This is a genomic window from Pseudomonas sp., assembly GCF_049653025.1.
In the GTDB taxonomy this organism is placed as follows: Bacteria; Pseudomonadota; Gammaproteobacteria; order Pseudomonadales; family Pseudomonadaceae; genus Aquipseudomonas.
Genome location: NZ_JBASFM010000013.1, coordinates 138,271 through 165,046, shown reverse-complemented (window position 1 = coordinate 165,046; position 26,776 = coordinate 138,271). Strand labels below are relative to the sequence as shown.

General features: G+C 63.9%; 25 protein-coding genes. 11 read left to right on the top strand and 14 right to left on the bottom strand.

The window, feature by feature from the left end:
- Positions 1-128: 128 nt before the first annotated feature.
- The gene (locus tag WBK23_RS10840; RefSeq protein ID WP_424483972.1) at positions 129-1,145 is read left to right on the top strand and encodes an AraC family transcriptional regulator; all 1,017 of its coding nucleotides are present in this window, start codon (positions 129-131) and stop codon (positions 1,143-1,145) included.
- Here WBK23_RS10840 and WBK23_RS10835 read toward each other — a convergent pair.
- Positions 1,093-1,260, bottom strand: coding sequence for a hypothetical protein (locus tag WBK23_RS10835; protein ID WP_424483971.1), 168 nt, complete (start codon positions 1,258-1,260; stop codon positions 1,093-1,095). The two genes, WBK23_RS10840 and WBK23_RS10835, sit on opposite strands and share 53 nt — an antisense overlap.
- Before the next feature lie 465 nt (positions 1,261-1,725).
- Between WBK23_RS10835 and WBK23_RS10830 the strand changes: the two genes are divergently transcribed.
- Entirely contained in the window at positions 1,726-2,205 is a 480-nt protein-coding gene (locus WBK23_RS10830) for an Lrp/AsnC family transcriptional regulator (RefSeq protein ID WP_424483970.1), read from the top strand.
- A gap of 39 nt (positions 2,206-2,244) precedes the next feature.
- Positions 2,245-2,463 (top strand): DUF2788 domain-containing protein, encoded by a 219-nt coding sequence (locus tag WBK23_RS10825; RefSeq protein WP_424483969.1) that lies wholly within the window; start codon positions 2,245-2,247, stop codon positions 2,461-2,463.
- 14 nt (positions 2,464-2,477) lie between these two features.
- Here the strand turns inward: WBK23_RS10825 and WBK23_RS10820 are convergent, their stop codons facing one another.
- Positions 2,478-3,044, bottom strand: a complete 567-nt coding sequence (locus WBK23_RS10820) for a pseudouridine synthase (protein WP_424484029.1) — start codon at positions 3,042-3,044, stop codon at positions 2,478-2,480.
- Between the two features lie 204 nt (positions 3,045-3,248).
- Between WBK23_RS10820 and ahr the strand changes: the two genes are divergently transcribed.
- Positions 3,249-4,283 (top strand): NADPH-dependent aldehyde reductase Ahr, encoded by a 1,035-nt coding sequence (gene ahr, locus WBK23_RS10815; RefSeq protein ID WP_424483968.1) that lies wholly within the window; start codon positions 3,249-3,251, stop codon positions 4,281-4,283.
- A gap of 86 nt (positions 4,284-4,369) precedes the next feature.
- Positions 4,370-5,161 (top strand): substrate-binding periplasmic protein, encoded by a 792-nt coding sequence (locus WBK23_RS10810; RefSeq protein ID WP_424483967.1) that lies wholly within the window; start codon positions 4,370-4,372, stop codon positions 5,159-5,161.
- A 141-nt stretch (positions 5,162-5,302) separates the two neighbouring features.
- Here WBK23_RS10810 and WBK23_RS10805 read toward each other — a convergent pair whose 3' ends face one another.
- From WBK23_RS10805 to WBK23_RS10780, 6 genes are all read right to left on the bottom strand, one after another.
- The gene (locus tag WBK23_RS10805) at positions 5,303-6,967 is read right to left on the bottom strand and encodes an amidohydrolase (RefSeq protein WP_424483966.1); all 1,665 of its coding nucleotides are present in this window, start codon (positions 6,965-6,967) and stop codon (positions 5,303-5,305) included.
- Between the two features lie 140 nt (positions 6,968-7,107).
- Positions 7,108-8,547 carry an OprD family porin gene (locus WBK23_RS10800; protein WP_424483965.1) on the bottom strand — a complete coding sequence of 480 codons (1,440 nt, stop codon included), beginning with the start codon at positions 8,545-8,547 and terminating at the stop codon, positions 7,108-7,110.
- A gap of 269 nt (positions 8,548-8,816) precedes the next feature.
- Complete coding sequence (locus WBK23_RS10795) at positions 8,817-9,941, bottom strand: agmatine deiminase family protein (RefSeq protein ID WP_424483964.1); 1,125 nt, start codon at positions 9,939-9,941, stop codon at positions 8,817-8,819.
- Positions 9,942-10,216: 275 nt separating this feature from the next.
- The gene (locus tag WBK23_RS10790; protein WP_424483963.1) at positions 10,217-11,314 is read right to left on the bottom strand and encodes an extracellular solute-binding protein; all 1,098 of its coding nucleotides are present in this window, start codon (positions 11,312-11,314) and stop codon (positions 10,217-10,219) included.
- Between the two features lie 2 nt (positions 11,315-11,316).
- On the bottom strand, positions 11,317-12,225 hold the full coding sequence (aguB, locus tag WBK23_RS10785; protein ID WP_424483962.1) for an N-carbamoylputrescine amidase: 909 nt from the start codon (positions 12,223-12,225) through the stop codon (positions 11,317-11,319).
- Between the two features lie 4 nt (positions 12,226-12,229).
- Positions 12,230-13,282 (bottom strand): agmatine deiminase family protein, encoded by a 1,053-nt coding sequence (locus tag WBK23_RS10780; protein WP_424483961.1) that lies wholly within the window; start codon positions 13,280-13,282, stop codon positions 12,230-12,232.
- A 134-nt stretch (positions 13,283-13,416) separates the two neighbouring features.
- Here WBK23_RS10780 and WBK23_RS10775 point away from each other — a divergent pair, with 134 nt between their 5' ends.
- The gene (locus WBK23_RS10775; protein WP_424483960.1) at positions 13,417-14,277 is read left to right on the top strand and encodes a LysR substrate-binding domain-containing protein; all 861 of its coding nucleotides are present in this window, start codon (positions 13,417-13,419) and stop codon (positions 14,275-14,277) included.
- On the opposite strand, the gene amn is transcribed toward WBK23_RS10775, so the two are convergent.
- From amn to WBK23_RS10760, 3 genes are all read right to left on the bottom strand, one after another.
- A complete protein-coding gene (amn, locus tag WBK23_RS10770) occupies positions 14,274-15,746 on the bottom strand; it encodes an AMP nucleosidase (RefSeq protein WP_424483959.1) in 1,473 nt (490 codons plus the stop codon). The genes WBK23_RS10775 and amn overlap by 4 nt on opposite strands.
- A 94-nt stretch (positions 15,747-15,840) precedes the next feature.
- Positions 15,841-16,890: an ABC transporter substrate-binding protein gene (locus WBK23_RS10765; protein WP_424483958.1), complete on the bottom strand. Its 1,050-nt coding sequence runs from the start codon at positions 16,888-16,890 to the stop codon at positions 15,841-15,843.
- A 213-nt stretch (positions 16,891-17,103) separates the two neighbouring features.
- Positions 17,104-17,430 (bottom strand): DUF3703 domain-containing protein, encoded by a 327-nt coding sequence (locus WBK23_RS10760; protein ID WP_424483957.1) that lies wholly within the window; start codon positions 17,428-17,430, stop codon positions 17,104-17,106.
- A gap of 124 nt (positions 17,431-17,554) precedes the next feature.
- Between WBK23_RS10760 and WBK23_RS10755 the strand changes: the two genes are divergently transcribed.
- A complete protein-coding gene (locus tag WBK23_RS10755) occupies positions 17,555-18,268 on the top strand; it encodes a hypothetical protein (protein WP_424483956.1) in 714 nt (237 codons plus the stop codon).
- Between the two features lie 36 nt (positions 18,269-18,304).
- Here WBK23_RS10755 and WBK23_RS10750 read toward each other — a convergent pair whose 3' ends face one another.
- From WBK23_RS10750 to WBK23_RS10740, 3 genes are all read right to left on the bottom strand, one after another.
- Complete coding sequence (locus WBK23_RS10750) at positions 18,305-19,957, bottom strand: acyl-CoA dehydrogenase family protein (RefSeq protein WP_424483955.1); 1,653 nt, start codon at positions 19,955-19,957, stop codon at positions 18,305-18,307.
- Entirely contained in the window at positions 19,954-20,607 is a 654-nt protein-coding gene (locus WBK23_RS10745) for a TetR/AcrR family transcriptional regulator (RefSeq protein WP_424483954.1), read from the bottom strand. Before WBK23_RS10745 ends, WBK23_RS10750 begins: the two co-directional genes overlap by 4 nt.
- 128 nt (positions 20,608-20,735) lie before the next feature.
- Positions 20,736-23,117 carry a 7TM diverse intracellular signaling domain-containing protein gene (locus WBK23_RS10740; protein ID WP_424483953.1) on the bottom strand — a complete coding sequence of 794 codons (2,382 nt, stop codon included), beginning with the start codon at positions 23,115-23,117 and terminating at the stop codon, positions 20,736-20,738.
- Positions 23,118-23,330: 213 nt separating this feature from the next.
- On the opposite strand from WBK23_RS10740, the gene WBK23_RS10735 reads away from it, so the two are divergent.
- Genes WBK23_RS10735 through WBK23_RS10720 form a run of 4 tightly spaced genes read left to right on the top strand, consistent with a single transcriptional unit; the run spans position 23,331 to position 26,759 of the window.
- Complete coding sequence (locus tag WBK23_RS10735; RefSeq protein ID WP_424483952.1) at positions 23,331-24,125, top strand: hydroxymethylpyrimidine/phosphomethylpyrimidine kinase; 795 nt, start codon at positions 23,331-23,333, stop codon at positions 24,123-24,125.
- Positions 24,126-24,150: 25 nt separating this feature from the next.
- On the top strand, positions 24,151-24,777 hold the full coding sequence (thiE, locus tag WBK23_RS10730; protein ID WP_424483951.1) for a thiamine phosphate synthase: 627 nt from the start codon (positions 24,151-24,153) through the stop codon (positions 24,775-24,777).
- Positions 24,778-24,831: 54 nt separating this feature from the next.
- Positions 24,832-26,115, top strand: coding sequence for a glutamate-1-semialdehyde 2,1-aminomutase (hemL, locus tag WBK23_RS10725; protein WP_424483950.1), 1,284 nt, complete (start codon positions 24,832-24,834; stop codon positions 26,113-26,115).
- A complete protein-coding gene (locus WBK23_RS10720; RefSeq protein ID WP_424483949.1) occupies positions 26,115-26,759 on the top strand; it encodes a hypothetical protein in 645 nt (214 codons plus the stop codon). Before hemL ends, WBK23_RS10720 begins: the two co-directional genes overlap by 1 nt.
- Positions 26,760-26,776: the final 17 nt, after the last annotated feature.

Genomic DNA, 26,776 nt, shown 5'->3' with positions numbered 1-26,776 from the left:
TGTTGTTGGAGTGCTTACAGAATGCAGGGCGAATGCTAGGCTCGACCATGATGATTACCGCCAAAAAATGATAATCACTGCCAGCGTATTGATCAGCTTGAGACCGACCTGAACGAGGAAATTCCCGGATGGATTGGCGCCAGAACCGCCCGCTGACCGGCGTGCTCTACCTGCTGGAAACCGCCCAGGCAGAAGGCGTGGACGCCGCCACCTGCCTGATCGGCAGCGCCATCTCCAGCGCAGCGCTGCAGCAGCGCAATGCGCAGATCGAGGCCTGGCAGGAACTGGCGGTGATCCGCAATGTGATTGAACATGCCGGCCGCCCAGGCCTGGGCTTCGTCGCCGGGCAGCGCTACCACCTCACCTCGCTAGGCCTGCTGGGGTTCACCATGCTCGCCAGCCGTACCCTCGGTGAAGCGTTCGCCACCTTTAGCCGCTTTCAGTTGCTGGCCCTGACCCTGTGCCCGGCGCGGATCGAGGTGGAGCGGCGCGGCACCTGGCTGCTGTTCGATGCCAGCGTGCTGCCGCAGGACGCCCGCGCATTTGTTATCGAGCGCGGGCTGGCCGGCTGCCTGGGAGTGGCCTGCGAACTGCTGCAACGGCCAATCGCGCCGCTGGCGGTAGAGATGATGGCCAGTGCCCCGACAGATATGGCCGCCCTGCAGCGCGATTTCCCCTACCCCGTGCAGTTCGACGGTGTGCGCAACGGCATCCTGTTTGCCCATGCTGACCTGCAGCTCAGCCTGCCGCAGGCGCATATCAGCGCTCACAGCGAGGGCGAGCAGCTGTGCGAACGCCTGTGCCTGGAGATTTCCCACAGCCTGGTCAAGGCGGCCACTGCACGCCTGGTGCAGCAGGTGCTGATCCGCGATTCGGCAAGCCTACTCAGCAGCCGCGCGGTGGCCGAACGTCTGGGCCTGTCCGAACGCACCCTGCACCGCCGCCTGGCGAGCGAAGGTCACGCCTTCCAGCAACTCAACGAGCAGATCAAGCAGCGCCTGGCCGAACGCCTGCTCAGTGACTCGCGCCTGGATCTCAACAGCATCGCCCAGCGCCTGGGCTACGCCGAGGCGGCCAGTTTTTCCCGCGCATTCAGTCGCTGGACGGGCTACGCGCCGGGGCAGTGGAAACGCCAGGTGCTGTAGGGCTGAGACCGCCCAGGTCGGGCAACTGCGGCGGCAACGCCAGTGGCAGCAGCGGCGTCAGGCCGAGCACCAGCAGGATGCCGATATCGGCCAGGATTAATGGGGTACGGCGCATGCGAAAGTCTCCGAAATAAGCCCGGTCAGTCTCGCAGAGGCTGGGTAAGTGCGCGGTAAAGCCTGAGTAAAGAGCGCGTAACGTCGGCGCAAATACTTTGATAACCCTGAACAGATCCGGCCTGGTGGGCTGAACAACGCCACCGCCCAGCAACAAAAAAGGGAGGCCTGCAGGCCTCCCTTTTTTGCGTGTCCCTCATTCTGGCGATGGTAACGCCTTTTCTGCGCCCGCCTGGTTGGGCAGTGCGGACCCGGGTGCCGTGACGACCCGGTGGGATCGGCGGCGACCGTTCGCCTGGTTGGGCGAAGCGGCTGGACGTGTCGTCCGGGCCTTGAAACTGAGGTAAAGCTTACGCCCGCCGGCGCAGCGAAAGATTGCTAATATTGCTGAAATACCTATCACTTGCGCAATTAATGACTAACAGCGCATGATTTAGCACAACTAAAGCACGCAAGCAGGGCAAAGATGAACAGACTTGATCGCTACGACCTGAATATCCTCGCCGAATTGCAGCGCGACGCCACCCTGTCCAACCAGGACCTCGCCGAACGCATCGGCCTGTCGCCCTCACCCTGTTCGCGACGGGTAAAACAGCTGGAAGACGACGGTTATATCCTCGGCCAGGTCGCCCTGCTCGACCGTAAGCAGCTCGGCCTAACACTGACCGCCTACGTGCTGATCGGCATGGACAAGCACACCCCGGAACGCTTCGAGCACTTCCAGGACATGATCCGCAAATGCCCGGAAGTGCTCGAATGCAGCCTGGTCACCGGGATGGATGCGGACTACCAGCTCAAGGTGGTGGTGCCGGATATGGATCACTACCAGAAGTTTCTGCTCGGCACCCTGACCCGCATCGAGGGGGTATCCAGCGTACGCTCCAGCTTCGTGCTGCAGCAGATTCTCTCCAGCACCCAGCTGCCGTTGCAGCATCTGCGCGTATAATCGCCGCCCGTTGAAACTCCGCCACCCCGAAGAGGCCCCATGGAAACCGAACAGTTCGAATCCCTGATGATGTACGCGCTGGTCGGCGGCCTGATGGTGTTTATGTTCTTTATCATCTGGGACCTGGCCAAGACCTCCAAGGCCGGCCGCCTGGGCACCGCGATCCTGTTCTTAGGCCTGGGGCTGTGCCTGTTCGCCTTCCTCGCCAAGCCGCTGATCAGCTACATCATCGAAGCGACCCGCGGCATCCACGGCTGAGCAAGCCGCCCTGGCTATAGCCGCGCCTCAACCTCTTTCCACTCGCCGGGCTGCAGGCCGTCGAGGCTCCAGGGGCCGATGCGCACCCGCACCAGACGCAGCGTCGGCAGGCCAACTGCAGCGGTCATACGGCGTACCTGACGGTTGCGCCCCTCGCGAATAACCAGTTCCAGCCAAGCTGTAGGGATGCTTTTGCGAAAGCGTACCGGCGGGTTGCGTTCCCATAACTCGGGCACTTCCAGTAGACGCGCCTCGGCCGGCAGGGTCGGCCCATCATTCAACTGCACACCGTCACGCAGCTGCTGCAACTGCGCGTCGCTCGGTTCGCCCTCCACCTGCACCCAATAGGTTTTCGCCAGCTTGTGCTTGGGGTCGGCGATGCGCGCCTGCAGGCCGCCGTCGTTGGTCAGCAACAGCAAGCCTTCGCTGTCGCGGTCCAGGCGTCCGGCCGGGTAGACGCCTGCCACGCTGACAAAATCCTTGAGGGTGGCGCGGCCCTGCTCGTCGTTGAACTGGGTCAGCACGTCGAACGGTTTGTTCAGCACCAGCAAACGCGGCTCGGCGGGTGGCGCCTTGGCCACGCGGCGCACCGCAGGTTTGCCGCTGTGCGGGCGGGAGGACGCAGGACGGGGTGGGCGCGACATAGGTGATCCAGCAACAAGTTACGAGGCGGCCAGTGTAACCGAGGCCAAGGTTGGACTATCAGGCTGAGTGATCCGCGCAGCCTTGGCCGGTGTAGCGGGCTATGCTGGCAAGGTTGTGTTTCCCGTCCTGAGGCCATTGTTATGAGTTCGTCCGAATCCATCGTCGAAACCTTTACCGGCTGGGCCGCAAAAGCCCCCGGCGCGCCCCTCGAACCGCACAATTATGATCCCGGCCCGCTGGGTGCCGAAGAAGTGGAAGTGGCGGTGGAATACTGCGGCATCTGCCACTCCGACCAGTCGATGATCGACAACGAATGGGGCAATGCGCGCTACCCCTTTATCCCCGGCCATGAAGTGGTCGGCACCGTGGTGCGCCTCGGTCCGCAGGCACGCGGCCTGAAACTCGGCCAGCGCGTGGGCATCGGCTGGTACAAGGGCAGCTGTATGCATTGCAGCTCATGCATGGAAGGTTCCCATCAGCTGTGCGGCACAGTAAAACCGACCATAGTCGGCAGCAACGGCGGTTTCGCCGACCGCCTGCGCAGTCACTGGGCCTGGGCCGTGCCGCTGCCGGACGGTCTCGACCCAGCCCTGGTCGGCCCGCTGTTCTGCGCTGGTTCCACGGTGTTTAGCCCGCTGCTGGATTTCGACGTAAAACCCACCGACAAGGTCGGCGTGGTCGGCATCGGCGGCCTCGGCCATCTGGCCCTGGGCTTCCTCAATGCCTGGGGCTGCGAAGTCACCGCCTTCACCTCGTCCTTGAGCAAACAGGAAGAGGCCAAACGCCTGGGCGCACACAAGGTGGTGGCATCAACCGACAGCGCTGCACTCAAGGCGATTGCCGGCAGCCTGGATTTCCTCCTGGTCACCGCCAGCGCCGACCTCGACTGGAACGCCATGATCGGCACCTTACGTGGTAAAGGCCGCCTGCACTTTGTCGGCATCGTGCCCAGCGCGATTCCGGTGCATGTATTCAACCTGATCCCGAAACAGAAGAGCCTTTCCGGCTCGCCCGTTGGTTCGCCGGCGAATATGGCGACCATGCTGGAGTTCTGTGCGCGTCATCAGATCCTGCCGCAGGTCGAACACTTCCCCATGAGCAAGGTCAACGAGGCCATCGACCACCTGCGTGCCGGTAAAGCGCGCTACCGCGTAGTGCTCGACGCCAAGGCCTGAGCCACGGCTGGCGCTCGCCCCGAGCGCCAGCCTCCCACAGCACAACCGCGCTCTACACTAAAAGCATTCGCCCAAGGATGCCGACCATGCGCCTCCCCACCTGCCTGCTGTCCTGCCTGCTTACCGCCCTGGCCACCGGTACCCAGGGCGCAGACGAATCACGCGTGCTGGTGATGGCCGGCGACGACTACTGCCCGCTGACCTGCGACCCCGACTCCGGCAATAAAGGCCTGGCCTATGACTTTGCCGTGCAGCTGTTCGGCCCCCTGGGCTGGCGCATCGAATACCGCTACCTGCCCTGGCAGCGCGCGGTGAAACAGTTCAAGGCCGGCCAGATCGACCTGCTGCCCGGAGTGCCCCTGGAGGGCTCCAGCGAGCAGGAACAGGCGCAGTTCGCCAAGACACCGCTGATGAATCCGCCCTTCTGTTTCTACACCCAGGCCGGCCGCACCTGGTACTTCCAGGGCAGCGACTCGCTGCTCAGCGGCAAGCTGGCGGTGATTGGCGGCTACTACTACTGGCCCGAGCTGCGCGAGTACCTGGCCGCGCATCGGCAGGATGGCCAGGTGATCACCCTGGCCAGCGAACGCCCCATGCAGCTGGCCATGCTCGGCCTGCAGCGCGGGCGCTTCGACTACTTCGTGGAGCTGCGCCCGGCGGTGGAATACCAGCTGCGCCAACAGCAGCTAGGTGAGCAGATCCGCGAGGCCGGCTGCCAAGGGCCCTATCCGCTGTATATAGCCTTCGGCCCCGACTTTGCCGGTGCCGCCGAGCTGAGCCTGCACTGGGACCGCCACTACCTGGACGCCCTGCACAGCCCCACCGGCCGCGCCCTGCTGCAACGCTATGGCCTTACGCCGCAGAGCCTTATGGAATAGGTAGTCCCTCCGGAGAAGTCGATGCACTTAACGTCTCGCCCCCCTGCAACAAATTACCTTCAGCCTGCCGTCCGCGGCACTACCAAGCACCAGCGCTCTGCCCCGCATGCATGGCTTGGCTAACATGCGGCACCACCGGCCTCAGAAGTCCGCGGCTCGATAGACCTCTTCACCGCCGAGCAAGGTCCAGAGCACCTTGGCCTTGCCGATCTGCTTAACCGGCAGGTCGAAGATGTTCTGGTCCAGCACCACCAGATCCGCCTGCTTGCCCACTTCCAGCGAGCCGGTGTCCTGCTCTTGGCGCAGGGTGTAGGCGGCATCCAGGGTGTAGGCCTTGATGGCGGCTTCCAGGTTCGGCAAGCCGCGCTCACCCAGGCTCAGGGCGTTCTGCATGATGCCCAGTGGCGACAAGGGATTCACATCCCAGTCGGAGCTCAGGGTTACCCGCGCACCGGCGTCATACAGTTCGCGCATGGGCAGCAGCTTATAGGCGCGATCACCGAGCACCGGCACGTTGTCTTTCAGGAAGGACGGGGCGAAGAACGGGCTCGGCTGGAAGTCGGCAATCACCTCGAGCTGCTTAAAGCGTGGGATGTCCTGCTTATCCACCAGTTCGACGTGGGTGATGCGGTGGCGACCCTGACCGTCGGTGGCGTCGATGGCGTCCAGGGCATCGCTGACGGCCTGGTCGCCGATGGCATGGATATGCATATCGAAACCGACCTTGGCCAGTTCGCGACTGTAGCGCTCAAGCCGTTCCGGGCTGAAGTAGTACAGGCCCTTGGGATCGACGCCGGGCAAGCTCTGGTTATAGGGCTGCTGCAGGCGGGCGGTGGTGTTGTGGGTGATGCCGTCGACATAGAACTTGATCTGGGTGACGCGCAGCAGGCTGTCGGCGGAGCCAGCGTCATACATGGCCTTCAACTCGGCCAGCTGCTCGTCATCCTCCAGCGTCGGATAGGCCCACAGGCCCAGCGCGGTGCGCGCCTTCAGCTCGTCGTTTTGGGCGGCTTTCTGCCAGGCGTCGAGGTAACCACGACGCCAGAACACCCGGGCATCGGCCACCGAGGTGATGCCGTTTTGCGCCAGCTCGTCCTGCCCGGCCAGCACCGCCTGGTAGTAGACCTCGTCGAGCGCCTTGGACGGCGGCAGCGCCCTGTCCAGCGCCAGATCGCCGGCGTTGTCCAGCAACAGACCGGTGGCCTCGCCGGCCGCGTCGCGCAGGATAATGCCCCCCTCCGGATTGGCTGTAGCGGCAGTGATGCCGGCCTGCTCCAGCGCCTTGGAGTTGAGCCAATAGGCGTGCGAGGTCTCTTCCATGATCGCCACCGGACGATCGCTGACGATGCTGTCGAGCAGTGCACGCGGGGTTTGCTTCTCGTCCAGCAGACCACGCAGGGAGAAGCCCCAGCCCAGCAGCCAGTCACCGTCGTCCTGCTCATTGCAGGCTTTTATCGCTTGCAACCACTGCGGCACATCATCCGCGGCCTCGACCTTGCAATCGCCCTGAGCCTCGGAGGAGGCATCCAGCACGTGAGTGTGGGTGTCCTGGAAACCCGGCAGCACCAAGCGGCCGTCGAGATCGACGGTTTCGGTTTCATCATCGACGTATTCGGCGACATCCTCGTCATCACCGATGGCGACGATGCTGCCGTCTTCATCGATCACCATCGCGCTGGCCCAGGGCTGCTGCGCATTGACGGTGTAGATCGTGCCGTTGTGCAGCAACAGGGGGCCGGACTCATCGGCCAACGCAAGGCTGCTGCCGAGCAGCAGAACCAGCGCCAGGGAACGTGTGCTGCGCATGGGCAAAACCTCGTAGTAATTGTGCACCGACCTCGATAGCCGGCACCGGGATAAAGCAGAAAATCGTTACCGCCAGCGCTGGCGGTAACGGCTGATTGCTCTGCAGAAAATATAGCCGTGCACGCACGGCCGCGCCTGGCTTAGAGAATATCCAGCGGGTAGGCGGTAATCAGGCGGAACTCGTCGTTGTCGCTGCCTGAGTTGGTGGCGTTCATGTCGTCATTGCCGCGGTAGGTGGCTTGGCGCAGGGTGAAAGACAGGTCCTTGGCCGGGCCGTCCTGCAGCACGTAGGCCACCTGGATATCGCGCTCCCACTCCTTGCCATCTTCCAGGTCGTTGTAGAAGCCGTAGGCACCCTCGGCGTCGGCCGCCGTGCCGTCTGCACCAGTACCCTTGACGTAGCGGACCATAAAGCTCAGGCCCGGCACCCCGAAGCTGGCGGCGTCGAGGTCATATTGCAGCTTGTAGGACTTCTCGCCGGGGGCGTTGAAGTCGGCGAACTGCGAGGAGTTGGCCAGCCAGATGGAACCGGCCGGGTTGAACTTGCCGTCGCCGGTTTCCACCCCCAGGTAGTCGAACGGCGTATCACCGTTGACCCGCTGGTGGGCGAAGGTAAAGCTGTGCGCACCCGTGACCAGGGCCAGCGCCACGCTGTAGGCGTCGGTGTTGATCTCGCCGGCCGTGGCATCGCCGCTGTCGTCGGTTTTGTAATAGGCGATGCTGGTGTTCAGCGCGGTTTCTTCACCCAGCGGCAGGCTGTGGTAGAGGTCGGCGTAATACTGCTGCCACACGTCTTGGTACTTGGAGGCATGCAGGCCACCGGACAGGGTGTCGCTGAAGCTGTAATCCGCGCCAACGAAATCGGCACGTTTGAACGCGGTCTGGCCGTAGGTGGTGCCCAGGTCGCCGTCCTGGTTGGTGCTGTTTTCCGCATTGCCCGAGGTAAAGTGACCGCCTTGCAGGGCCAGGCCACTGATCTCGTTGCTGGTGACCAGGCCGCCGGTAAAGTGCTGCGGCATCAGGTACAGGTCGCTGTAACCGAACACCGGGCTATTGGGTTGCAGGTTGCCGACTTTCAGCTCGGTCTCGGAAACCCGCAGTTTGACCGCGCCACCGGCCAGGCCGTAGGCGTCCTGCCCCTGGCAGGTGCCGGTGAGGGTATCGCAGTGGCCACTATTGCCCGGCAACACGTTGCTGCCACCAGTGCCGGCACCGCCCGTCAGGCGCACCGCGCCATTGGCAAAAGCATCAACCCCAAAGCCGACGGTGCCCTGGGTAAAGCCCGAGGTGAAGGTGAGCATTTCTGCTTGCCCCCACTCGTTGACGTAATTCTGGCTGCTGTTCACCCCATCAAGGCTATCCGCGGCGTTGTTGTTGTTTTTGAGGTTGCGGTACAACGCAACGTTACGACTCAGCAGCGTCAGGCTGCTGTCTTCGATAAAGCCCTTCGACTGCCCTTGGCTGGAGTCCGCCAGGCCTTGCGCCAATTGCTCGACAGCCACTTCATCGGCGGCGTACGCCAACTGCAGGGTGGCCACCGAGATGGCCAGCGCCAGGGCGCTGCACGTCTTCATTTGCATGGAAGGTGTTCCTTATTATTAAAAGTTAGAACGGACCGTTTACGGCGTTGCTGCGCTCGACTCGACGCCCACGGGGCTGACGAACGTGCGGCTAGCGCCCTAATGCCACGGAATAAAAACAGCCATGCCGCGGCCAAAACCCGCCTGTACTGACGGCAAGCAGCCAGGCGCGTGCACGGGCTAAGCCTCGAAAGACCCACCACCGGTGCACAACCACGACACAGCTAAATAAGGGGCTACACAAAACCCCTTATGGAGCAAAAACCCAATCAGACCGCCGGCATGTTCTTGGTCACGCAGTGAATACCGCCGCCGCCGCCGGCGATCGGGTCGATGTTCACCTGCACCACCACACGCCCCGGATACAGCTTGGTCAGCAGGTCCTTGGCGAACTTGTCGGCGGCGGTGTCGCCGAACTGCGGCACGATCACCGCGCCATTGATCGGCAGGTAGTTGATATAGCCGGGGGCGAAATCCGGGTTGTTCTGGGTGTAGACGTTGCTGCGCTTCTTCAGGGGTGGCGGCAGGGTGTGCACCACCAGCTTGTTGCCATCGGCGTCGGTGGCGGCCTTGAGGATATTCAGGTGGGTGCGGGTTACCGCGTAGTCGTAAGACTTGGGGTCGTTGTCGAGGTTGGCGATCACCACGCCTTTGGAGGCGAAGCGCGCGTAGAAGTCGACGTGGGCATCGGTGATGTCCTTGTTCTTGATCCCCGGCAGCCAGATGATCTTGCGCAGCCCAAGATTGGCCTTCAGCTCGGCCTCGATCTGCGCCTTGCTCATGCCTGGGTTGCGGTTGCTGTTGACCCAGCAGCTCTCGGTCATGATCGCCGTGCCATGGCCATCCACTTCAATACCGCCGCCCTCGCCGGTCAGCTGGCTGGCGATATAGGTGGCATAGGTTTCGTAGCTCAGGGTGTCGGCCACCTGGGTGTCGTTACTTGCCGTCTGCTTGCCGCCCCAACCGTTGAAGTTGAAATCGACCAGACCGCGCCCACCCTGACCGTCGACCACGAAGCAGCCACCGTAGTCACGCACCCAGACATCGTCCAGCGGCATGGTGATGAACTTGATATTGGTGGTGCCGCACTTGCTCTTGGCCAGCGACAGCTGGTTGGCGCGGCACAGCACGGTCACCGGCTGGTACTTGGCAATGGTCTTGGCCAACAGCGCGACGCAGTTGTTCACCGGGGTCGCCCAGTCGTCCCAGATCGCCGTCGAGGCGGCGAAGGCCAGGAAGATCCGTTCCTGCAGCTCGTTCTCATCGGGCATGTGCCAGCTGTTACCCAGCGCGGCGCGCACCTTCGGCGCACTCAGGCCGATGCCCATAGTGGCGACGGCACCCAGACCAGCGGCGACCGTCAATTGTTTGATGAAATCACGACGTGTAGACATAGTTCTGCACCCTCTTCTTATGATGGATACCCGCCGGTCAACGCCACTCTCGACGCCCGGCCATACCCTCCCTGGTGTGCTGCTCCTGAGCCGCCACTGGCGGTTGCAACGCGTTGCTCTTGCTGGCGGCCGGGATGGCCTTGAACCCGTGTTCCACTGAGGCTCTCGCCTGCTGTTGCGGCCGTTTCGGCAGCCCGCTGCCGCCTGACCGCGCCCGGGGCGCGGCAGTTGGCAGGATGATGGGTTGGCGAGCGGTCGCAGGCAGGCAATAAGGCCTAGATGTCGGTCTTGAACGTGCTCCAGGTGCGCATGCGCGCACGCATGTCGCGCTGCGGGATGTCCTTGCCGGGAATCAGCCGTGCATAGGTGGCCTCATCGACATAGATATCCGGGTTGTTACGCATGTCTGCCGCGACCATCGGCCGGGCCTTGGCACTGGACGTGGGGTAACCGGTAGCGGTGCTGATCGCCGCCATGTTCTCCGGGCGCATGATGAAATTGATCAGTGCGTAGGCATATTCCGGGTGCTGGGCATCGGCCGGGATGGCCATGGTGTCCATCCAGATGGTGCTGCCCTGAACCGGTATGCGGTAACCGAAGTTCCGGCCCGCTTTCGCTTCATCAGAGGTGCGCTGGGCCTGAATCATGTCGCCGCTGTAACCGAGCGACAGGCAGATCTCGCCATTGACCAGTTGGGTGACCGGCTGCGACTGGAACTTGCGGATATAGGGCTTGATGCTTTTCAGCAGCGCCAGCGCCTCGGCCAGGTCTTCCGCCTTGCCACTGCGCGGCTCATGCCCCAGGTAATTGAGCACCACGGCCAGCACTTCGTCCGGCGAGTCGATCATCGAGATACCGCAGTCGGCGAACTTGGCGGCCAGCTCCGGCTTGAACAGCAGGTCCAGGCTATTGACCGGCGCCTGAGGCATGCGCTTCTCGATCATCTGGGTGTTGTAGGTCAGGCCGATCGAACCCCAGGTGTAGGGCACCGTGGCGTGCCGCGAATAGGGGTACTTGGTCTGCAGGGTGCGCAGGCCCGGCTCGATGTCATCCAGGTGCTCCAGCTTGCTGGTGTCCAGTTTCTGCAGCGCGCCGGCGCGCATCAGGCGCTCGGCCACGGTGTCGCCGGGGAAGATCAGGTCATAACCGCTACGCCCGGCCATCATCTTGGCCTCCAGCGTCTCGCTGCCTTCCATGACGTCGTAGACCACCCGGATACCGGTTTCCTTGGTGAAGTTGCTGAGGGTATCGGCGGCGAAATAGTCGGCCCAGTTATACAGGCGCAGGGTCTTTTCCTCGGCCTGGCCCCAGGCCTGGGCACAACCCAGGGTGAGGCTCAGCGAGCCGATCAGTAAGGCTTTACCAGGTTTCATAGTCAGACTCCTTGGTGATTCCAGCGCACATGGGTTTGCCGTCCGTCCAGGCCCAACAGCGGGCCGTACATTTCCGGGCGACGATCACGGTAGATGCCCCAGGTCAGGCGTTCCTCGCGCATGGCAGCGAGGTCCAGTTCGCGCACCAGCACGCCGCTGGTGTCGCGGTCGGCCTCGGCGAGCAACTTGCCCTTGTGGTCGGTGATAAAGGACGAGCCGTAGAAGCTCATCTGCAGCGCCGGATCGCCGGTCGCCACCTCGTGGCCGACGCGGTTGGCGGCGATCACCGGCATGATGTTGGCGGCGGCATGGCCGCGCTGGGTGAGCTGCCAGTGGTCACGCGAATCCAGCGCCGCGGCACCCGGTTCGGAACCGATGGCGGTAGGGAACAGCAGCACCTCGGCACCCTGCAGGGCCAGGCAGCGCGCGGTCTCGGGGAACCACTGATCCCAGCAGATGGCTACGCCGATGCGGCCGAAGGCGGTATCCCAGACGCGGAAGCCCGTATCGCCGGGGCTGAAGTATTCCTTCTCCTGATAACCGATGGCGTTGGGGATGTGGGTCTTGCGGTACACCCCGAGCAGACGGCCATCGGCATCGGCCACGCTCAGCGAATTGAAGTAGGCATTGCCGGCTTTCTCGAACCAGCTCAGCGGCAGCACCACACCCAGCTCCTTGGCCAGGGCGGCGAAGCGTTTGAGCACGCGGCTCTGGCCATACTCCTCGGCCAGCGCCAGGTGTTTATGGTCCTGCTCGATGCAGAAATACGGGGTGGCGAACAGCTCCTGCAACAGGATCAGCTGGGCACCCTTGGCCGCGGCCTCGCGTACCAGGCGCTCGGCCTGGTCGAGGTTCTGCTCAAGGTTCCAGCTGCAGGCGAACTGGGTGGTGGCGACGGTCAATTTGCTCATGACCTCACCCCTTCAACGGCCAGGCCGGCTGCTGCTGGGTGATGCAATGCACCCCGCCGCCGCCATGGGCCAGCTGGTTGATCTGTACCGGCACCACTTCGCGGCCCGGGAAGGCCATGCGCAGGGTCGCCGCCGCTTCCTCATCGGCAGCAATGCCGTAGGCCGGCATGATGATCGCGCCATTGCAGATGTAGAAGTTGGTGTAGGAAGCGCAGAACACCTCGGCCTCGGTATCCACCGCATCGGTGGCCTCGAACAGTTCAAGCAGCTCGAACTTGCGCCCGCGGGCATCGGTGGCCAGTTCGATAGCGCGACGGTTCTCGCGTACCACTTCGGCATACACCGAACCCTGATCGCGGGTAGCGTCCACCAGCAGCGCGCCGGGCTTGGCGAAGGCACAGACGCCATCAATATGGCCGTCGGTCATGTCGCCGGTCACGTACTGCGGGTCACCCGGCAGCCAGATGGTCTTCTTCACGCCCAGCAGGCGGGCGAAGATCTCTTCCATCTCGGCCTTGTTCATGCCCGGATTGCGGTTGGGGTTGAGCAGCACCGACTCGGTGGTGATCAGGGTGCCGTCGCCATCCACATGGATCGCGCCACCTTCGTTGCTCAGCGGCGTGCCAAAGCAATCCATCCCCAGGCCATTGAGGATGCGCCGCGCCAGGCTCTCGTCCAGATCATGCTCGGACTTGCCGCCCCAGGCGTTGAAGCGCCAGCTGACCCCAGCCACGCCGCGCTGCGGGTGGCAGACGAAGCTCGGTCCGGAGTCGCGGCACCAGCTGTCGTTGACCGCCAGTTCGATCAACTCGATGTTGGCCCCACACAGCGTACGAGCACGCAGCGCCGCGGACGGATCGACCACCATCTTCACCGGCTCGAAACGGGCAATGGCGTTGGCCACACGGGCGAAATCGACCTGCACCTCGGCCAGGGTCACGCCCCAGCCAGACTCCCACAGCCCTTGGTTGTGCGGCCAGACCATCCAGGTGGCGGCGTGCGGGACCCACTCGGCGGGCATCACCCAGCCAGTGCTGACGACATCGTTCTGCTGCATACAAGTACCTTTCAGTTAAGTCTTTGTTATCACTGAAAACCGCAAATGCGGTGATGACTTGCATGCTAGGCCTGTAAAAATGCTGCAACAAACGATAGATTTTGCACAAATCTGATTAGACAGGCTTATCAATCATGCTCAAGCACTGGCCACCCCTAAACGCCCTGCGCGGCTTCGAAGCCGCCGCCCGCCTGGGCAGCTTCCACAAGGCCGCCGAGGAACTGCACCTCACCCAGTCGGCGATCAGTCAGCAGATCCGCAGCCTGGAAAGCTTCCTCGAACAGCCGCTGTTCTACCGCAGCGGCCGCAGCGTCAGCCTCAGCGACGCCGGCCACGACCTGCTCAGCACCACCCAGGGCCTGCTGCAACAACTAGCCGTGGGCATCCGCCGCCTGGAGCAGTACCGCAAACCCAACCAGTTGGTGGTCAATACCAGCCCGGCCTTCGCCCGCCACTGGCTGGTGCCGCGCCTGGGCGAGTTCCACCGCCTGCACCCGGAGATCGACCTGTGGTTGCTGACCAGCGACGAAATCCCGGACATGGCCAGCCAGACCATCAACGTGGCCGTGCGCGACGACCTTACCGCGCAGGCCGAATGCAGCTTTCGCGTATTGCTGGAAGACCGCCTCTATCCGGCCGCTCACCCCAGCCTGTTGGCGCAACAGCCAGACGAGCGCTGCACCTTGCACGGTGAGCGCGAAATGGATTGGAGCCACTGGGCGGTACAGGGCGGGGTGGACGTGGGCCAACAAAGCCGAGGGTTGAATTTCTCCGACCCTGGCCTGCTCCTGGATGCGGCCACCCAGGGCCTGGGCATCGCCCTGGTCAGCCAGTTGCTGGCTGACCAGGCGCGACGCAATGGCCTGTTGCAGCCCCTGGTGGAACAGAGCGTGCGCGGCCCCAACTGGGCCTGGCTGGTGCACCGCGACAGCGAAAACGACCCGCTGACCCGCAGCTTCTGCGCCTGGCTGCAGACGGCGCTGACCGGTATTTAGCGGAATGGAGGTTCGTCGAAGCTGCGTAATTTTCGCGAGTGCAGCGAGTTGAGCTGGTTACGCAGCAAATCGAGCGCGGTGATGCCGATATGCAAATGCTGGGTCACCGCGCGCTCGTAGAACGCACCGGCCGCGCCCGGCAGTTTGATCTCGCTGTGCAGCGGTTTGTCCGAGACGCATAGCAGCGTGCCGTAGGGCACCCGCAGGCGATAGCCCTGGGCGGCGATGGTGCCGCTTTCCATATCCACCGCGACCGCGCGCGACAGGTTGATCAGCGGTCGTTCCTGGGCCCAGCGCAGTTCCCAGTTACGGTCGTCGTAGGTCAGCACGGTGCCAGTGCGCAGGCGCTTTTTCAGCTCGTCGCCCTGCTCGCCGGTGACCTGCTTGGCCGCTTCCTGCAATGCCTGCTGCACTTCGGCCAGGGCCGGCAGCGGGATATGCGGCGGCAGCACCCGGTCGAGAATGCCGTCGCGGCGCATATAGGCGTGGGCCAGCACATAGTCGCCGATGGTCTGCGACTGACGCAGGCCGCCACAGTGGCCGATCATCAGCCAGCAGTGCGGGCGCAGCACAGCCAGGTGGTCGGTGATGTTCTTGGCATTGGACGGGCCGACACCGATATTGACCAGGGTAATGCCGTCGCCATCGGCGGCTTGCAGGTGGTAGGCCGGCATCTGGTAACGGTGCCAGACCACCGTCTCGATGATCGCCTGCATCTCGCCTTCGGCCATGCCCCGGCTGATCACCACGTTGCCGGGCATGACCATGCGGGTGAAGCGCGAATCGCCGACCAGCATGTCCAGGCCGTGCCGGATAAATTGATCGACGTAGCGGTGGTAGTTGGTCAGCAGAATCCACGGCTGCACATGGCGCCAATCGCTGCCGGTGTAATGCACCAGGCGGCGCAGGGAGAAATCCACCCGCGCCGCATCGAACAGCGCCAGCGGCAGCGGGTCGGTGTTTTCCCAGTCGTACAGGCCATCGGCGGTGCCATCGGTGGCGGCGGATAGATCAGTGCTGGGGAACACCCGCGCCAGTTCGGCGGCGGTCACCCCGGAGCCGGCCAGCTCATCGCCCTGCTCGACCACATAGGGATAGGGAATGTTCTGCTGGCTGATACCCACTTCAACGCGCACGGTGAAGTCGCTCATCAACGGGCGCAGCTGCTCCAGCAGGTATTTGCGGAACGCCGCCGGGTGGGTGACGGTGACGCTGTAAGTACCCGGCACCTGCACCTTGGCGTAGGCACGCACGGTGGTCGGCACTTCGCCCTGGCACAGGTAGATCAAACGCAATTCGGGGTAGCGGAATTGGCACTGCTGAGCGGCGTCCGGCTTGACGCGCTCTTTCAGGTAGCGCTTGAGCGCCTGGCTGAGGGCGGTGGTCGCCTGCAGGTGCAAGGCGGCCAGACGATCCACCGCTTCTTCAGCGGTATTGGCGACAATAAAGTCATCGGAACACGGGTTCACAAGGCACCTTCCTGGCTGATCTCAATGGCTCTATCTTGCCTTGTTCACTGCGCCTTGGCATAGCGCGCAGTGGCGCTCTGGTCGGCAGCACCAGCTATTTCACGATCTTGTGCTGGTTATTCCGGTTGGCCTGATACCAGAGCAGTTTCAAGCCGTTGTAGTCGCGCTTGGACAGCGCACGGAGGAATACCAGGCGTTCGAGCATCTGCGGATCATCGATGCGCGCATCGGTTATCTCTTCGGCCGAGAGGTACTGCCGAGCATTGAAATTGACCGGGAAGGTGGTGGTCTTGCGCACGACCACTTCGGCCTGCTTCTCGGCACTGATAAAGAAATTGATATATTCCTCGGCAATCCGCCGCAGCAGCGGCTTGTCGCGCAGGTGCTGGGTGATGGCCCAGACATCGATCCAGCCACTGGCCCCTTCGACTGGCACCGTCAGTTTCCAGGTTTCGCCCAACGTTTTGACCTCGGCCAGCCCACCGCCCCAACCCGCCCCGAAGGCCAGGCCCTTGAGATGACCACCATGGGACTCGCCGGCCCACTGCACCTTGGAGTTGTCCGCCAAAGCCTGTAACCGCTTGACCACACCCGGGGTATTGAACTGCTCGATATCGAACACCGCTTCGCGCTTGATACCCTCCATCAGCGCGGCAACCACCACGTTCTCGCCACCCGGCGAAGTGCCATTGATGCCATAGCGCCCAACATATTGCGGCTCCCAGAAAATGCTCCAGCTGCGTGGCGGCTCCTTGAATACCTGGGTGTTATACAGAATTCCGTAGGGCCCCCAGGCATAGGGCACGCCATAGACTTCGCCGCCCTGGCGAATATCGGGCAAGCTCTGGAAGTACGGCTGCAACGCGGTGAAGTTGGGGATGTGCTCGAGGCGCAGCGGCAAGACCAGGCCGCCCTTGATCATGTTCCACTTGAAATGCATCAGCACGCTTTTCGAGGGAGAGATCAGGTCCGCCTGTTCGGACGCCACCCGTGAGCGGGCGGCATTGAAGAATTCATCTTCATCCGCCACCTCACGGATATGAAACGTCAGGCTCACCCCATACTTGCCCTGGATATAGGTCTTGAACTCCTGCACATCCTCGGGCGGCGCATAGCGCCCCCACACCAGCAGGCGCAGGGCCATTTCCTCGGTCGCAGCGGTAACAGCCGAGAAGCAGAGCACGCACAGGAAAAGCACAAACCGGAGCATCGCGCCCCCAGGTTCTGACCCACTAGCGTAAGGGTGTGCTGGCTCGCCACAGCCGTTTTACCCACTGTTGATACCCTCTAAACAGTAGTGCACGCAGCGACTTATTTCACTGCCGAAGCAGACCCACGGTCAGGCGCGCCCAGCCCTTCAACGCAACAGCCGGGCCAGATCCTCGGGCAGCGGCTGCGGGGTCAATGGGCCGACCCGGCGCGTACCCGGGTTACCCAGGGGAAACAGCCCCAACAGCGAGCCCAGGCTGCCGGGGATGCGCAGCAGTTGCGCCCGGCCCTCGGCCCAATCACGTTGCCGCCAGGCCCAGGCGAGCATCCATAGATGACTGCGCAGGTGCTCGCTGAAATAACGCTGGCCGAGAATATGCGCTCGCTCCAGATGGCGCAGCTCGGTGGCGGGTTCAATGCCGCGCTGGGCGCGGGCCAGCTGGTATTCCTGCCAGAAGGCTTGTTCACGGGTCATGGCAACGCTCCTGTTGAGGCTCAACGCCAGCCTGCAAGCGCGGGGCGGCACCCAGGTCAAGCCGCAGTTGCTAATCTTCGTTCAATCCATCGCTTGAGGACAATGCATGCCACGCGCCCTGCTTATGTTTGCAGTATGCCTGCTGCCCAGGCTGCTGCTGGCCGACACGCTGGACGGCCACTACCTGACGACGCTGGACGGCCAGCCCGCCGAAATACACCTGCGCAGCCAGGGCCAGCAGGTCACGGGGGAATATGTGGAAGGTGGCAAGTTGCGCCTGCAGATCAGCGGCAGCTTTGACGGCCAGTTGCTTAGCGCGCGGATCAGCGAGCCGCAATCCGGGCAATTGATCGCCAATATGAATGCCACCTACGCCAGCGGCGTGCTCAACACCCACATCGTGGCCCGCAGCCCGAGCACCGGCGAGACGCTGGAGCGCAAGACGCTGTTCCAGCGCCAGGTCCTCGGCACCACCACTACGCCGGCGCAGCACAGCAGCCCAACGCACGACCCGGCGCTGATCGGCACCTGGGTGCACGAGAAGATCATCAACAGCGGCGGTGCCAGTTTCGCCGCCATGACCACCCAGATGATTTTGCAATTGAGCGAGGACGGCAGCGTTTCACAATGGACGCGCAGCGTGGCCGGTGGTACCGACTGGAGCCATGACAGCCCTGGCGAGCTGCAATACAGCGGCCGCTGGCAGAGCAACAACGGCTTGCTGGAAGTGCAGATGCAGGGTCGCAGCGACTACCAGCCGGCCGCCTACTACCGCTTCAGCGAGCAGTATCTGGTCACTGAGAGCAATACCGGCAAGATGCTCTGGCAACGGCGCTAACGCCTAAGCCGCCGCAGCCAGAACACCCCCGATGATTTAAATCAGGTGCGGCGTGCTGCGCGCCAGCAGGGCCTCGGCATCGATGCCGCGCGGCAAAGTGCCATAGACCCGGCCACCCTGACCGCCCAGACGGCTGGCGATAAAGGCATCCGACACCGACGCGTTACCGGCCTCCAGCAACAGCTTGGCCTGCAGCGCCAGGGCCACGTCTTCGGTGAGCTGGCGAGCGCGGTACTGGATATCGGCTGTGTCGCGGAAATCCGCCTGCAGCTTGGCGATATGCGCTTTCAGGCGCGCATCGCCATGGCCATCGCCCAGCTCGGTGAACAGCGCATCGAGCACGCCGGGCTCCTTGGACAGTGCGCGCAGCACGTCCAGGCATTGCACGTTGCCCGAGCCTTCCCAGGTCGAGTTGACCGGCGCTTCGCGGTACAGGCGCGGCAGGATGGTTTCCTCGACATAACCGGCACCGCCCATGCACTCGGCGGCCTCGTTGATCATCGCCGGCGCACGTTTGCAGATCCAATACTTGCCCACGGCCGTGACCAGGCGGGCGAACTTGTCTTCCTGCTCGTTATGGGCGTTATCCAGTGCCTTGCCCATGCGCAGGGTCAGCGCCAGCGCCGCCTCGCTTTCCAGGGCCAGATCGGCCAACACGTTCTGCATCAGCGGCTGTTCGCTGAGCACGCGGCCGCCGACCTGGCGATGCGCGCAGTGGTGCGCGGCCTGGCTCAGGGCCTGACGCATCAGGGCGCTGGAACCGATCATGCAGTCGAAGCGGGTCAACGCGACCATCTCGATAATGGTCGGCACGCCGCGGCCTTCCTCGCCGACCATCCAGGCCAGCGCGCCACGGAACTCCACTTCACTGGAGGCGTTCGACCAGTTGCCCAGCTTGTTCTTCAGGCGCTGGATATAGAACTCGTTGCGGGTGCCATCCGGGCGATGGCGCGGCAGCAGGAAGCAGGTCAGGCCCTTGTCGGTCTGCGCCAGGGTGAGGAAGGCATCGCACATCGGGGCCGAGCAGAACCACTTGTGGCCGACCAGTTCATAGGCCTGACCAGGGCCACCCATGCCAACCGGATAGGCGCGGGTGGTGTTGGCGCGCACATCGGTGCCGCCCTGCTTCTCGGTCATGGCCATGCCGATGGTCGCGCCGGTTTTCTGCTCGATCGGCAGGTTGCGCGGGTCGTACTGGGTCGAGAGGATCTTCGGCAGCCACTTCTCGGCCACGTCGGCCTGCAGCTTGAGCGCCGGCACACTGGCGAAGGTCATGGTCAGCGGGCAACCGCTGCCTGCCTCGGCCTGGCTGTGCAGGTAACTCATGGCGGCGCGGCCCACCTGGGCACCGGCACGCGGATCGGTCCAGGGCATGGACGGCAGGCCATGCTCGATGGCCGCGCTCATCAGCTGGTGGTAGGCCGGGTGAAATTCCACCAGATCGACCCGGTGGCCGTAGCGGTCATGACTCTTGAACACCGGTTTGTTGTCGTTGGCCAGGAAGCCCGCCGCCATCAGCTCGCCGCCCGCCAGGCCGCCATACACATCCAGACGCTGCTCGGCCCAACCCGCGCCGAAGCGCTTGCTCCATTCCTGCAAAGGCAGGTCGACGCGGTACAGGTTGGCCCCATCGAGCGACGGCACCTGGTTGAACACTTCATGGGTTTCGGCGTGCTGACTGGCGTTCATGGCTGAGTCTCCTCTTCGGGCAATGGCGCGCCGACGGCGCGTAGGCAGAAAATGACCAAGGCCTGGCTGACTTCGGCCAGGCTGGGGGCGGGATATCCGGCTTCACGGGCGGCGCGGGCCGGTGGCGACAAGGGGCCGACCAGCGCCTCGGCGATAGCACCGACCAGGCAGGCGGCGACCAGATTGACCTGCTGCACATGGAACTGGCCGGCGGCCACGCCCTCCTGCAGCAGCTCGATAAACAGCTCGGCGTAGGCTTCACGGTAGAGCAGGCGCTGTTCGTCGACTTGCGGGTCGACCGGTTCGGCGATCAGCGCAAAGGCCAGCCGCCGGCTGTCCCAGGCCCGCGCGGCGAAACGTTCGAGGCCAGCGGCCAGGCGCTGCCTTGGGCTGCCGGGGCCGCGCACGGTCTGCGCCAGGGCATCGACCTCACGCTGGCTGGCCAGGGCAAACACCTCGGCGGCCAGCTCGCCCTTGTTGCGAAAATGCCGGTACAGGCTGCCGGTGGCGATACCCGCCGCTTCGGCCAGCGCCTGCATGGTCAGAGCGGCGAAACCGCCGTCGGCGACACGCACCAGGGCGCAACTGAGGATGTGTTCGCGCAGGGCCTGATCACGGTCAACGCGTAACGGGGTGGTGCGGTAGACCATGATCTGAATCCGGATTCACGTTTTAATCAGTGAATCAGGATTCAGATCATGACTAAAGCGGGATTTCAGGCACACAGAGCGACATAAGCGCCATCGGCTGACGCTTACATCATCAGCCGATCGCGGGATTACAGCTCACGGCACAGCACCCAGTCATGCAGCAACTCGCGCAGCTGCTCGAACTTCACCGGCTTGGCCAGGTAGTCGCTCATGCCGGCGGCCAGGCAGCGCTCGCGGTCGCCGCTGTGGCTGTGGGCGGTGATCGCCAGCACCGGCAGCTCACGGCAGTCGGGCAGGTTGCGCAAGGCGCGACAGGTGGCAAAGCCATCCATCACCGGCATCTGGCAATCCAGCAGCACCGCGTCGATGATCTCGTTGCGCAGCACCTCCAGGGCCTCGGCCCCGTTGTCGGCAGTGCGCACCTGATAACCGAGCTTGAGCAGCATGCCGCGGGTGACCAACTGGTTGATCGCATTGTCTTCGACGATCAGCACCGTGCACTGCTGTGGCTGACGCAGCGCCGGGCCACTGACGCGGCGCGCGGCAAACGCCGGCGTGGCCACCTGCACCGGCAGCGCCAGGGGAACCTGCAGGCGGAAACAGCTGCCCTGGCCCAGGTGCGACTCATGGCTGAGGGTGCCACCGAGCAGATCGACCAGTTGCCGGCAAATCGCCAGACCAATCCCCAGACCGCCATATTCACGGGTCATCGAGCCATCCAGCTGGCGGAAGCGCTGATACAGCGGGGCGTCATGCGATGTATTGAAACCCACCCCGGTGTCCACGACTTCGATGCACAGCGGCAGGCTGTCCGCTGCCGTGCCGCCGCGCGTGACGCGCAGGCGCACCGTGCCATGGGCGGTGAACTTGATCGCGTTATCCAGCAGGCAATTGAGGCTCTGCACCAGCTTGGCGGCATCGCCTTCGAGGGTGTCCGGCAGGCTTTCATCCAGTTCCAGGACAAAACGCAGGCCCTTCTCCTCGGCCCGTGCGGCGTACTGAGTGCGCAGGCCATCGAGCAGCCCGCGCAGGCTGAACGGCTCGCGGCGCGGGTAGAGGCGACCGGCCTGCAATTCGGTGAGGGCGAGAATGTCGTTGACCATGCGCATCATGTCGCGCGCCGAACTGGAGGCGGTGCGCTGGTAATGCGCCAGCTCGCCATCGATATTGAGCATCTGCATCAATTCCAGCGAACCGATCACCCCATTCATCGGTGTGCGCAGCTCGTGGGTGACGGTGGCGAGGAACTCATCCTTGAGGCGGTTGCTGTTGGCCAGTTCCAGGTTGAACGCCTCCAGCTTGAGCCCGGCTTCCTGCAGGATCCGCGTGCGCTCTTCCTTCATCGCGTTGATACGATCGGCCAGGGCTAGCGACAGCAGGCCGACCTCCAGCGCCGAGCCGATCTGGCTGGCGTACATGGTGAGGAACATGTTGGGCAGATAACCCAGCACCATCAGGGTATTGATCGCGCCGCCAGCGAGGAAGGCGGTCCAGGCGATGATGAAGTAGCGCGCCACGCGCATGCCGCGCAGCCAGGCGAGGATGCCGGCGACGAAGATCACCACGGTGAACATCAGCGCCAGGTAGGTCGCCAGGCGCAGCGACAGGCCATAACTGGCGGTCACCGCCAGCACCATCACCGCCGCGCCACTGGCCATCATCACCAGCAAGGTGCGGTCGACCCAGGGGCTGTGTTCGGCGGTGTGCAGGAAGCTGCGCGCAAACTGGCAACCGAACAGCGCCGCCGCGCCAATCAGGAACGGCGTCGCAGCGTTCGCCCACCAGGGGCTGTTGGGCCAGAAGTACTCGATCGCCGCACCGTTGACTGACAGCTGGTAGAAGCCGAACGAGGCGATATAGAGGATGTAATACAGGTAGCTGGTGTCGCGCACGCTGAGGAAGATAAACAGGTTGTAGATCAGCATCACCAGCAGCACGCCGTAGATGATGCCCAGCACGTAGATCCGCGCTGGCTGCTCTTCCAGGTAGGCATTGGGGGCCCAGAGCGTCAGCGGAGCCTGGATCGAGCCCTGGCTTTCCAGGCGCAGGTAGACGCTCTGCGGCTGTGCGGGCGGCAACCTGAGTTCGAACACATAGTTGTGCTGCTTGATCTGCCGACTGGAGAACGGCAGCCCATCGCCGGTGCGCTGGGCCAGCTGAAAGCGCCCCTGCTCGTCGGGCAGATACAGCTGCACATCATCCAGCGGCGGGTACGCCAGCTCCAGCAACCAGGGCTGCACGCCCGCCAGGTACTGCGGGCGATACTCAAGGTCCAGGCGCAACCAGAACACCGAGCGCGAATAACCAGCGTTGAGCACACCCTTGTCATGCTGGCGGAAGCTGGCCTGCAGCGCCGGCGAGGTGATCTCGTCGATGCTGGCATCGCCACGCACATCCTCGAACACCGACATGGCCTGCCCCAGCGGCAGGCTGCGGGTGTTTTCGTCGAATGTCACCGCACCAGCCAGTGCCGGCCAGAGCATGAAGAAACAGAGAAGGATGTAGTGCATGCAGCTCAGCCAGGGTAAGCCCGCGACGCTATGACGCGCCGCCGGAGCGGTCTATTCGGAAGGTCGGCACTCTAGCATAGGCCCTGGCGGGCTGAGAGCAGGGCGGTGCTGCGCCTAAAGGACTTTTTAGCCGCACTGCAGGTCGTCCGCCAGGCGGGCTTTCCTCCACGCCCGGGGTCTGCAATCGGTGGTTTGGTGGTAAGCTCGCGCACCATGAAAACGCCTACCTTCCGTCCCGTAGTGCTGTGCCTGTCCGGTCATGACCCCAGTGGTGGTGCCGGCCTGCAAGCTGATATCGAAGCCCTGCTCGCCCAAGGCTGTCACGCCGCTCCAACCGTGACCGCGCTGACCGTGCAGGACACTGTCAATGTCTCCGACTTCCGCGTGCTCGACCGCGAGTGGGTGCTGGCCCAGGCCAATGCGGTGATCAACGACCTGCCGATCGAAGCGGTTAAACTCGGCATGCTCGGCTCAGTCGAGATGGTCGAAACCGTCTTGGAAATCAGGCAGCGCCTGCCGGGTATCCCGCTGGTCTGCGACCCGGTGCTGCGTGCCGGCGGTGGCGGCGCACTGGGCAAGGATGAAGTCGGTTACGCCATGCGCGAGCGCCTGTTCCCCGTCTCGACCATCGCCACGCCGAACCTGCCGGAAGCCCGCATCCTCGCCGAACTGCCCGACGGCACGGCCGATGAGTGCGCCGAAAAACTGCTGCCGTATATCCAGCACCTGCTGATCACTGGCGGCCATGGCGATGAGCACGAAGTGCACAACCGCCTGTACTCGCGTGACGGCAGCCGCCACACCTTTACCTGCCAGCGCCTACCCGGCAGCTACCACGGTTCCGGCTGCACCCTGGCCAGCACCCTGGCCGGTCGCCTGGCTCTCGGCCAGGAGCTGGTCAGCGCCGTGCAGTTTGCCCTCGATTACACCTGGCGCACCCTGCGCGACGCCGAACAGCCTGGCCATGGTCAGTACATTCCGCGCCGCCTGCCGCTGGATCTTTCTTGATGAACTGCTGTTGATGGAGCGCCCCATGAAACTGCGTGGCCTGTATGCCATCACCGATAGCGAATTGCTCAAAGGCCGATTGCTGCCCTACGTCGAGGCCGCGCTCAAGGGCGGCGCGACGCTGCTGCAATACCGTGACAAGTCCAGCGATGACGCCCGCCGCCTGCGTGAAGCCGAGACCCTGCGCGAGCTGTGCAACCGCTACGGCGCGGCGCTGATCATCAATGATGACGCCGAACTGGCCGCCCGCCTCGGCGTGGGCCTGCACCTGGGGCAGACCGACGGCTCGCTGTCCGTCGCACGCGCCCTGCTCGGGCGCAAGGCGATCATCGGCGGCACCTGCCACGCCCAGCTGGAGCTGGCCGATGCAGCCGCCAAGGAAGGCGCCAGCTACGTCGCCTTCGGTCGCTTTTTCAACTCCAACACCAAGCCCGGCGCACCGGCTGCCACGGTCGAACTGCTGGAGGCCGCGCGCGCCCGGATCAACCTGCCGATTGTCGCCATCGGCGGCGTGACCCTGGACAACGCCCCCGCGCTGATCGAACGCGGTGCAAGCATGGTCGCCGTGGTCCACGCCCTGTTCGCCGCCGACTCAGCCGCTGAAGTCGAGCGCCGCGCCCGCGCCTTTAGCGACCTGTTTATCACTGATTAATATTTATAGAGGGCGACTCAGCTCGCCCCGACTCCAAGCTTGAGAGGCCCTGCCATGTCCCGTTCCGAAATCCTCTTCGCCAACGCCCAGAAGCACATCCCCGGCGGCGTCAACTCGCCGGTGCGCGCGTTCAAAAGCGTCGGCGGCACGCCGCTGTTCTTCAAGCATGCTGAAGGTGCCTACGTCACCGACGAAGATGACAAGCGCTATGTGGATTACGTCGGCTCCTGGGGCCCGATGATCCTCGGCCACGGCCACCCGGACGTGCTCGACGCGGTGCGCAACCAGCTGCAGCACGGCCTGTCCTACGGCGCACCAACCGCCATGGAAACCGAGATGGCTGATCTGGTGTGCTCAATCGTGCCGTCGATGGAGATGGTGCGCATGGTCAGCTCCGGCACCGAAGCGACCATGAGCGCCATCCGCCTGGCCCGTGGCTACACCGGCCGTGATGCGATCATCAAGTTCGAAGGCTGCTACCACGGGCATTCCGACAGCCTGCTGGTGAAAGCCGGCTCCGGCCTGCTGACCCAGGGCGTACCGAGCTCGGCGGGCGTGCCGGCGGACTTCGCCAAACACACCCTGACCCTGCCGTTCAACGACATCAACTCCGTCGAGCAGATGCTCAGCGAAGTCGGCTCGACCGTCGCCTGCATCATCGTTGAACCCGTCGCCGGCAATATGAACTGCGTGCCACCGGCACCGGGCTTCCTCGAAGGTCTGCGCGAGCAGTGCGACAAACACGGCGTGGTGCTGATCTTCGACGAAGTGATGACCGGTTTCCGCGTCGCCCTCGGCGGTGCTCAGGCGTATTACGGCGTGACCCCGGACCTGTCGACCTTCGGCAAGATCGTCGGCGGCGGCATGCCGGTTGGCTGCTTCGGCGGCAAGCGCGCGATCATGGGCTGCATCGCCCCGCTCGGCCCGGTCTACCAGGCCGGCACGCTGTCGGGTAACCCGCTGGCCATGGCCGCCGGCCTGACCACTCTCAAGCTGATCAGCCGTCCGGGCTTCCACGCCGAACTGACTGACTACACCAGCCGCATGCTGGCTGGCCTGCAAGAGCGCGCCGATGCCGCTGGCATCCCGTTCGTCACCACTCAGGCCGGCGGCATGTTCGGCCTGTATTTCAGCGCGGCTGACGATATCGTCACCTTCGACGACGTGATGGCCAGCGATGCCGAGCGCTTCAAGAAGTTCTTCCACCTGATGCTGGAAGGCGGCGTGTACCTGGCCCCGAGCGCCTTCGAGGCCGGTTTCACCTCCATCGCCCACGGCGAGGCCGAGCTGCAGCTGACCCTCGCCGCCGCCGAACGCGCCTTCGCCCAGCTCAAGTGATGCAGTACAGCACCGCGCTCAGCGACGGCGTACTGGCCCTAGCCTGCCTGGCCTGCGCCATCGCCGTCGGCAAAGCCCGCAAGCACTATGCCGACGCCGATCAACCGGCACTGTTCTGCGCCCTGCTGGGCTTTCTTCTGCCGGCCGCAGCAGCGGCCGTCGGGGTTATTCGCTTTGGCATCGACCCCAGCGCGCAGGCCGCGCATCTGTGGCTAAGCCAGGCCAGCAGCTTTCTCGGCCTGCCGCTGCTCGGCGCGGCGGCGCTGGCCCTGGGCCGCGGCTGGCAGTGGAGCCGCGCCAACTGGGGGCGCATCCTGCTTGGGCTGTGCGCCTTCTTCGAACTGTTCAGGCAGATGAATCAACTGGAGGGTTACCGCCTGCTGCTCAATCTGGCGACGCTGCTGATGATTCTGTATGCCGGCGCGCTGCAATGGCCGCGCCGCCTGCCATTGGCCGCCGCGGTCGGCGTAGTCAGCCTGTTTTTGCTGGCCGGGCTGGCGGTCGGCACCCAGGGCTTTATTGGCCCGTTACGCCGGGTTGACCTGTTTCACGCCCTGCTGACACCCGCTTATCCGCTGCTGGCCTGGCTGCTTCTGAGCCTTGCGGCTGGCGTTGTGCGAGAAAAGCCGGTAAAGACTTTGTAAGAACGCCGCTGCTTATT

Bases quoted from the DNA above. Each gene is read 5' to 3' on its own strand.
- WBK23_RS10840 (WP_424483972.1), top strand. From the start codon at position 129: ATGGATTGGCGCCAGAACCGCCCGCTGACCGGCGTGCTCTACCTGCTG.
- WBK23_RS10835 (WP_424483971.1), bottom strand. From the start codon at position 1,260: ATGCGCCGTACCCCATTAATCCTGGCCGATATCGGCATCCTGCTGGTG.
- WBK23_RS10830 (WP_424483970.1), top strand. From the start codon at position 1,726: ATGAACAGACTTGATCGCTACGACCTGAATATCCTCGCCGAATTGCAG.
- WBK23_RS10825 (WP_424483969.1), top strand. From the start codon at position 2,245: ATGGAAACCGAACAGTTCGAATCCCTGATGATGTACGCGCTGGTCGGC.
- ahr (WP_424483968.1), top strand. From the start codon at position 3,249: ATGAGTTCGTCCGAATCCATCGTCGAAACCTTTACCGGCTGGGCCGCA.
- WBK23_RS10810 (WP_424483967.1), top strand. From the start codon at position 4,370: ATGCGCCTCCCCACCTGCCTGCTGTCCTGCCTGCTTACCGCCCTGGCC.
- WBK23_RS10805 (WP_424483966.1), bottom strand. From the start codon at position 6,967: ATGCGCAGCACACGTTCCCTGGCGCTGGTTCTGCTGCTCGGCAGCAGC.
- WBK23_RS10800 (WP_424483965.1), bottom strand. From the start codon at position 8,547: ATGCAAATGAAGACGTGCAGCGCCCTGGCGCTGGCCATCTCGGTGGCC.
- WBK23_RS10795 (WP_424483964.1), bottom strand. From the start codon at position 9,941: ATGTCTACACGTCGTGATTTCATCAAACAATTGACGGTCGCCGCTGGT.
- WBK23_RS10790 (WP_424483963.1), bottom strand. From the start codon at position 11,314: ATGAAACCTGGTAAAGCCTTACTGATCGGCTCGCTGAGCCTCACCCTG.
- aguB (WP_424483962.1), bottom strand. From the start codon at position 12,225: ATGAGCAAATTGACCGTCGCCACCACCCAGTTCGCCTGCAGCTGGAAC.
- WBK23_RS10780 (WP_424483961.1), bottom strand. From the start codon at position 13,282: ATGCAGCAGAACGATGTCGTCAGCACTGGCTGGGTGATGCCCGCCGAG.
- WBK23_RS10775 (WP_424483960.1), top strand. From the start codon at position 13,417: ATGCTCAAGCACTGGCCACCCCTAAACGCCCTGCGCGGCTTCGAAGCC.
- WBK23_RS10765 (WP_424483958.1), bottom strand. From the start codon at position 16,890: ATGGCCCTGCGCCTGCTGGTGTGGGGGCGCTATGCGCCGCCCGAGGAT.
- WBK23_RS10760 (WP_424483957.1), bottom strand. From the start codon at position 17,430: ATGACCCGTGAACAAGCCTTCTGGCAGGAATACCAGCTGGCCCGCGCC.
- WBK23_RS10755 (WP_424483956.1), top strand. From the start codon at position 17,555: ATGTTTGCAGTATGCCTGCTGCCCAGGCTGCTGCTGGCCGACACGCTG.
- WBK23_RS10750 (WP_424483955.1), bottom strand. From the start codon at position 19,957: ATGAACGCCAGTCAGCACGCCGAAACCCATGAAGTGTTCAACCAGGTG.
- WBK23_RS10745 (WP_424483954.1), bottom strand. From the start codon at position 20,607: ATGGTCTACCGCACCACCCCGTTACGCGTTGACCGTGATCAGGCCCTG.
- WBK23_RS10740 (WP_424483953.1), bottom strand. From the start codon at position 23,117: ATGCACTACATCCTTCTCTGTTTCTTCATGCTCTGGCCGGCACTGGCT.
- WBK23_RS10735 (WP_424483952.1), top strand. From the start codon at position 23,331: ATGAAAACGCCTACCTTCCGTCCCGTAGTGCTGTGCCTGTCCGGTCAT.
- thiE (WP_424483951.1), top strand. From the start codon at position 24,151: ATGAAACTGCGTGGCCTGTATGCCATCACCGATAGCGAATTGCTCAAA.
- hemL (WP_424483950.1), top strand. From the start codon at position 24,832: ATGTCCCGTTCCGAAATCCTCTTCGCCAACGCCCAGAAGCACATCCCC.
- WBK23_RS10720 (WP_424483949.1), top strand. From the start codon at position 26,115: ATGCAGTACAGCACCGCGCTCAGCGACGGCGTACTGGCCCTAGCCTGC.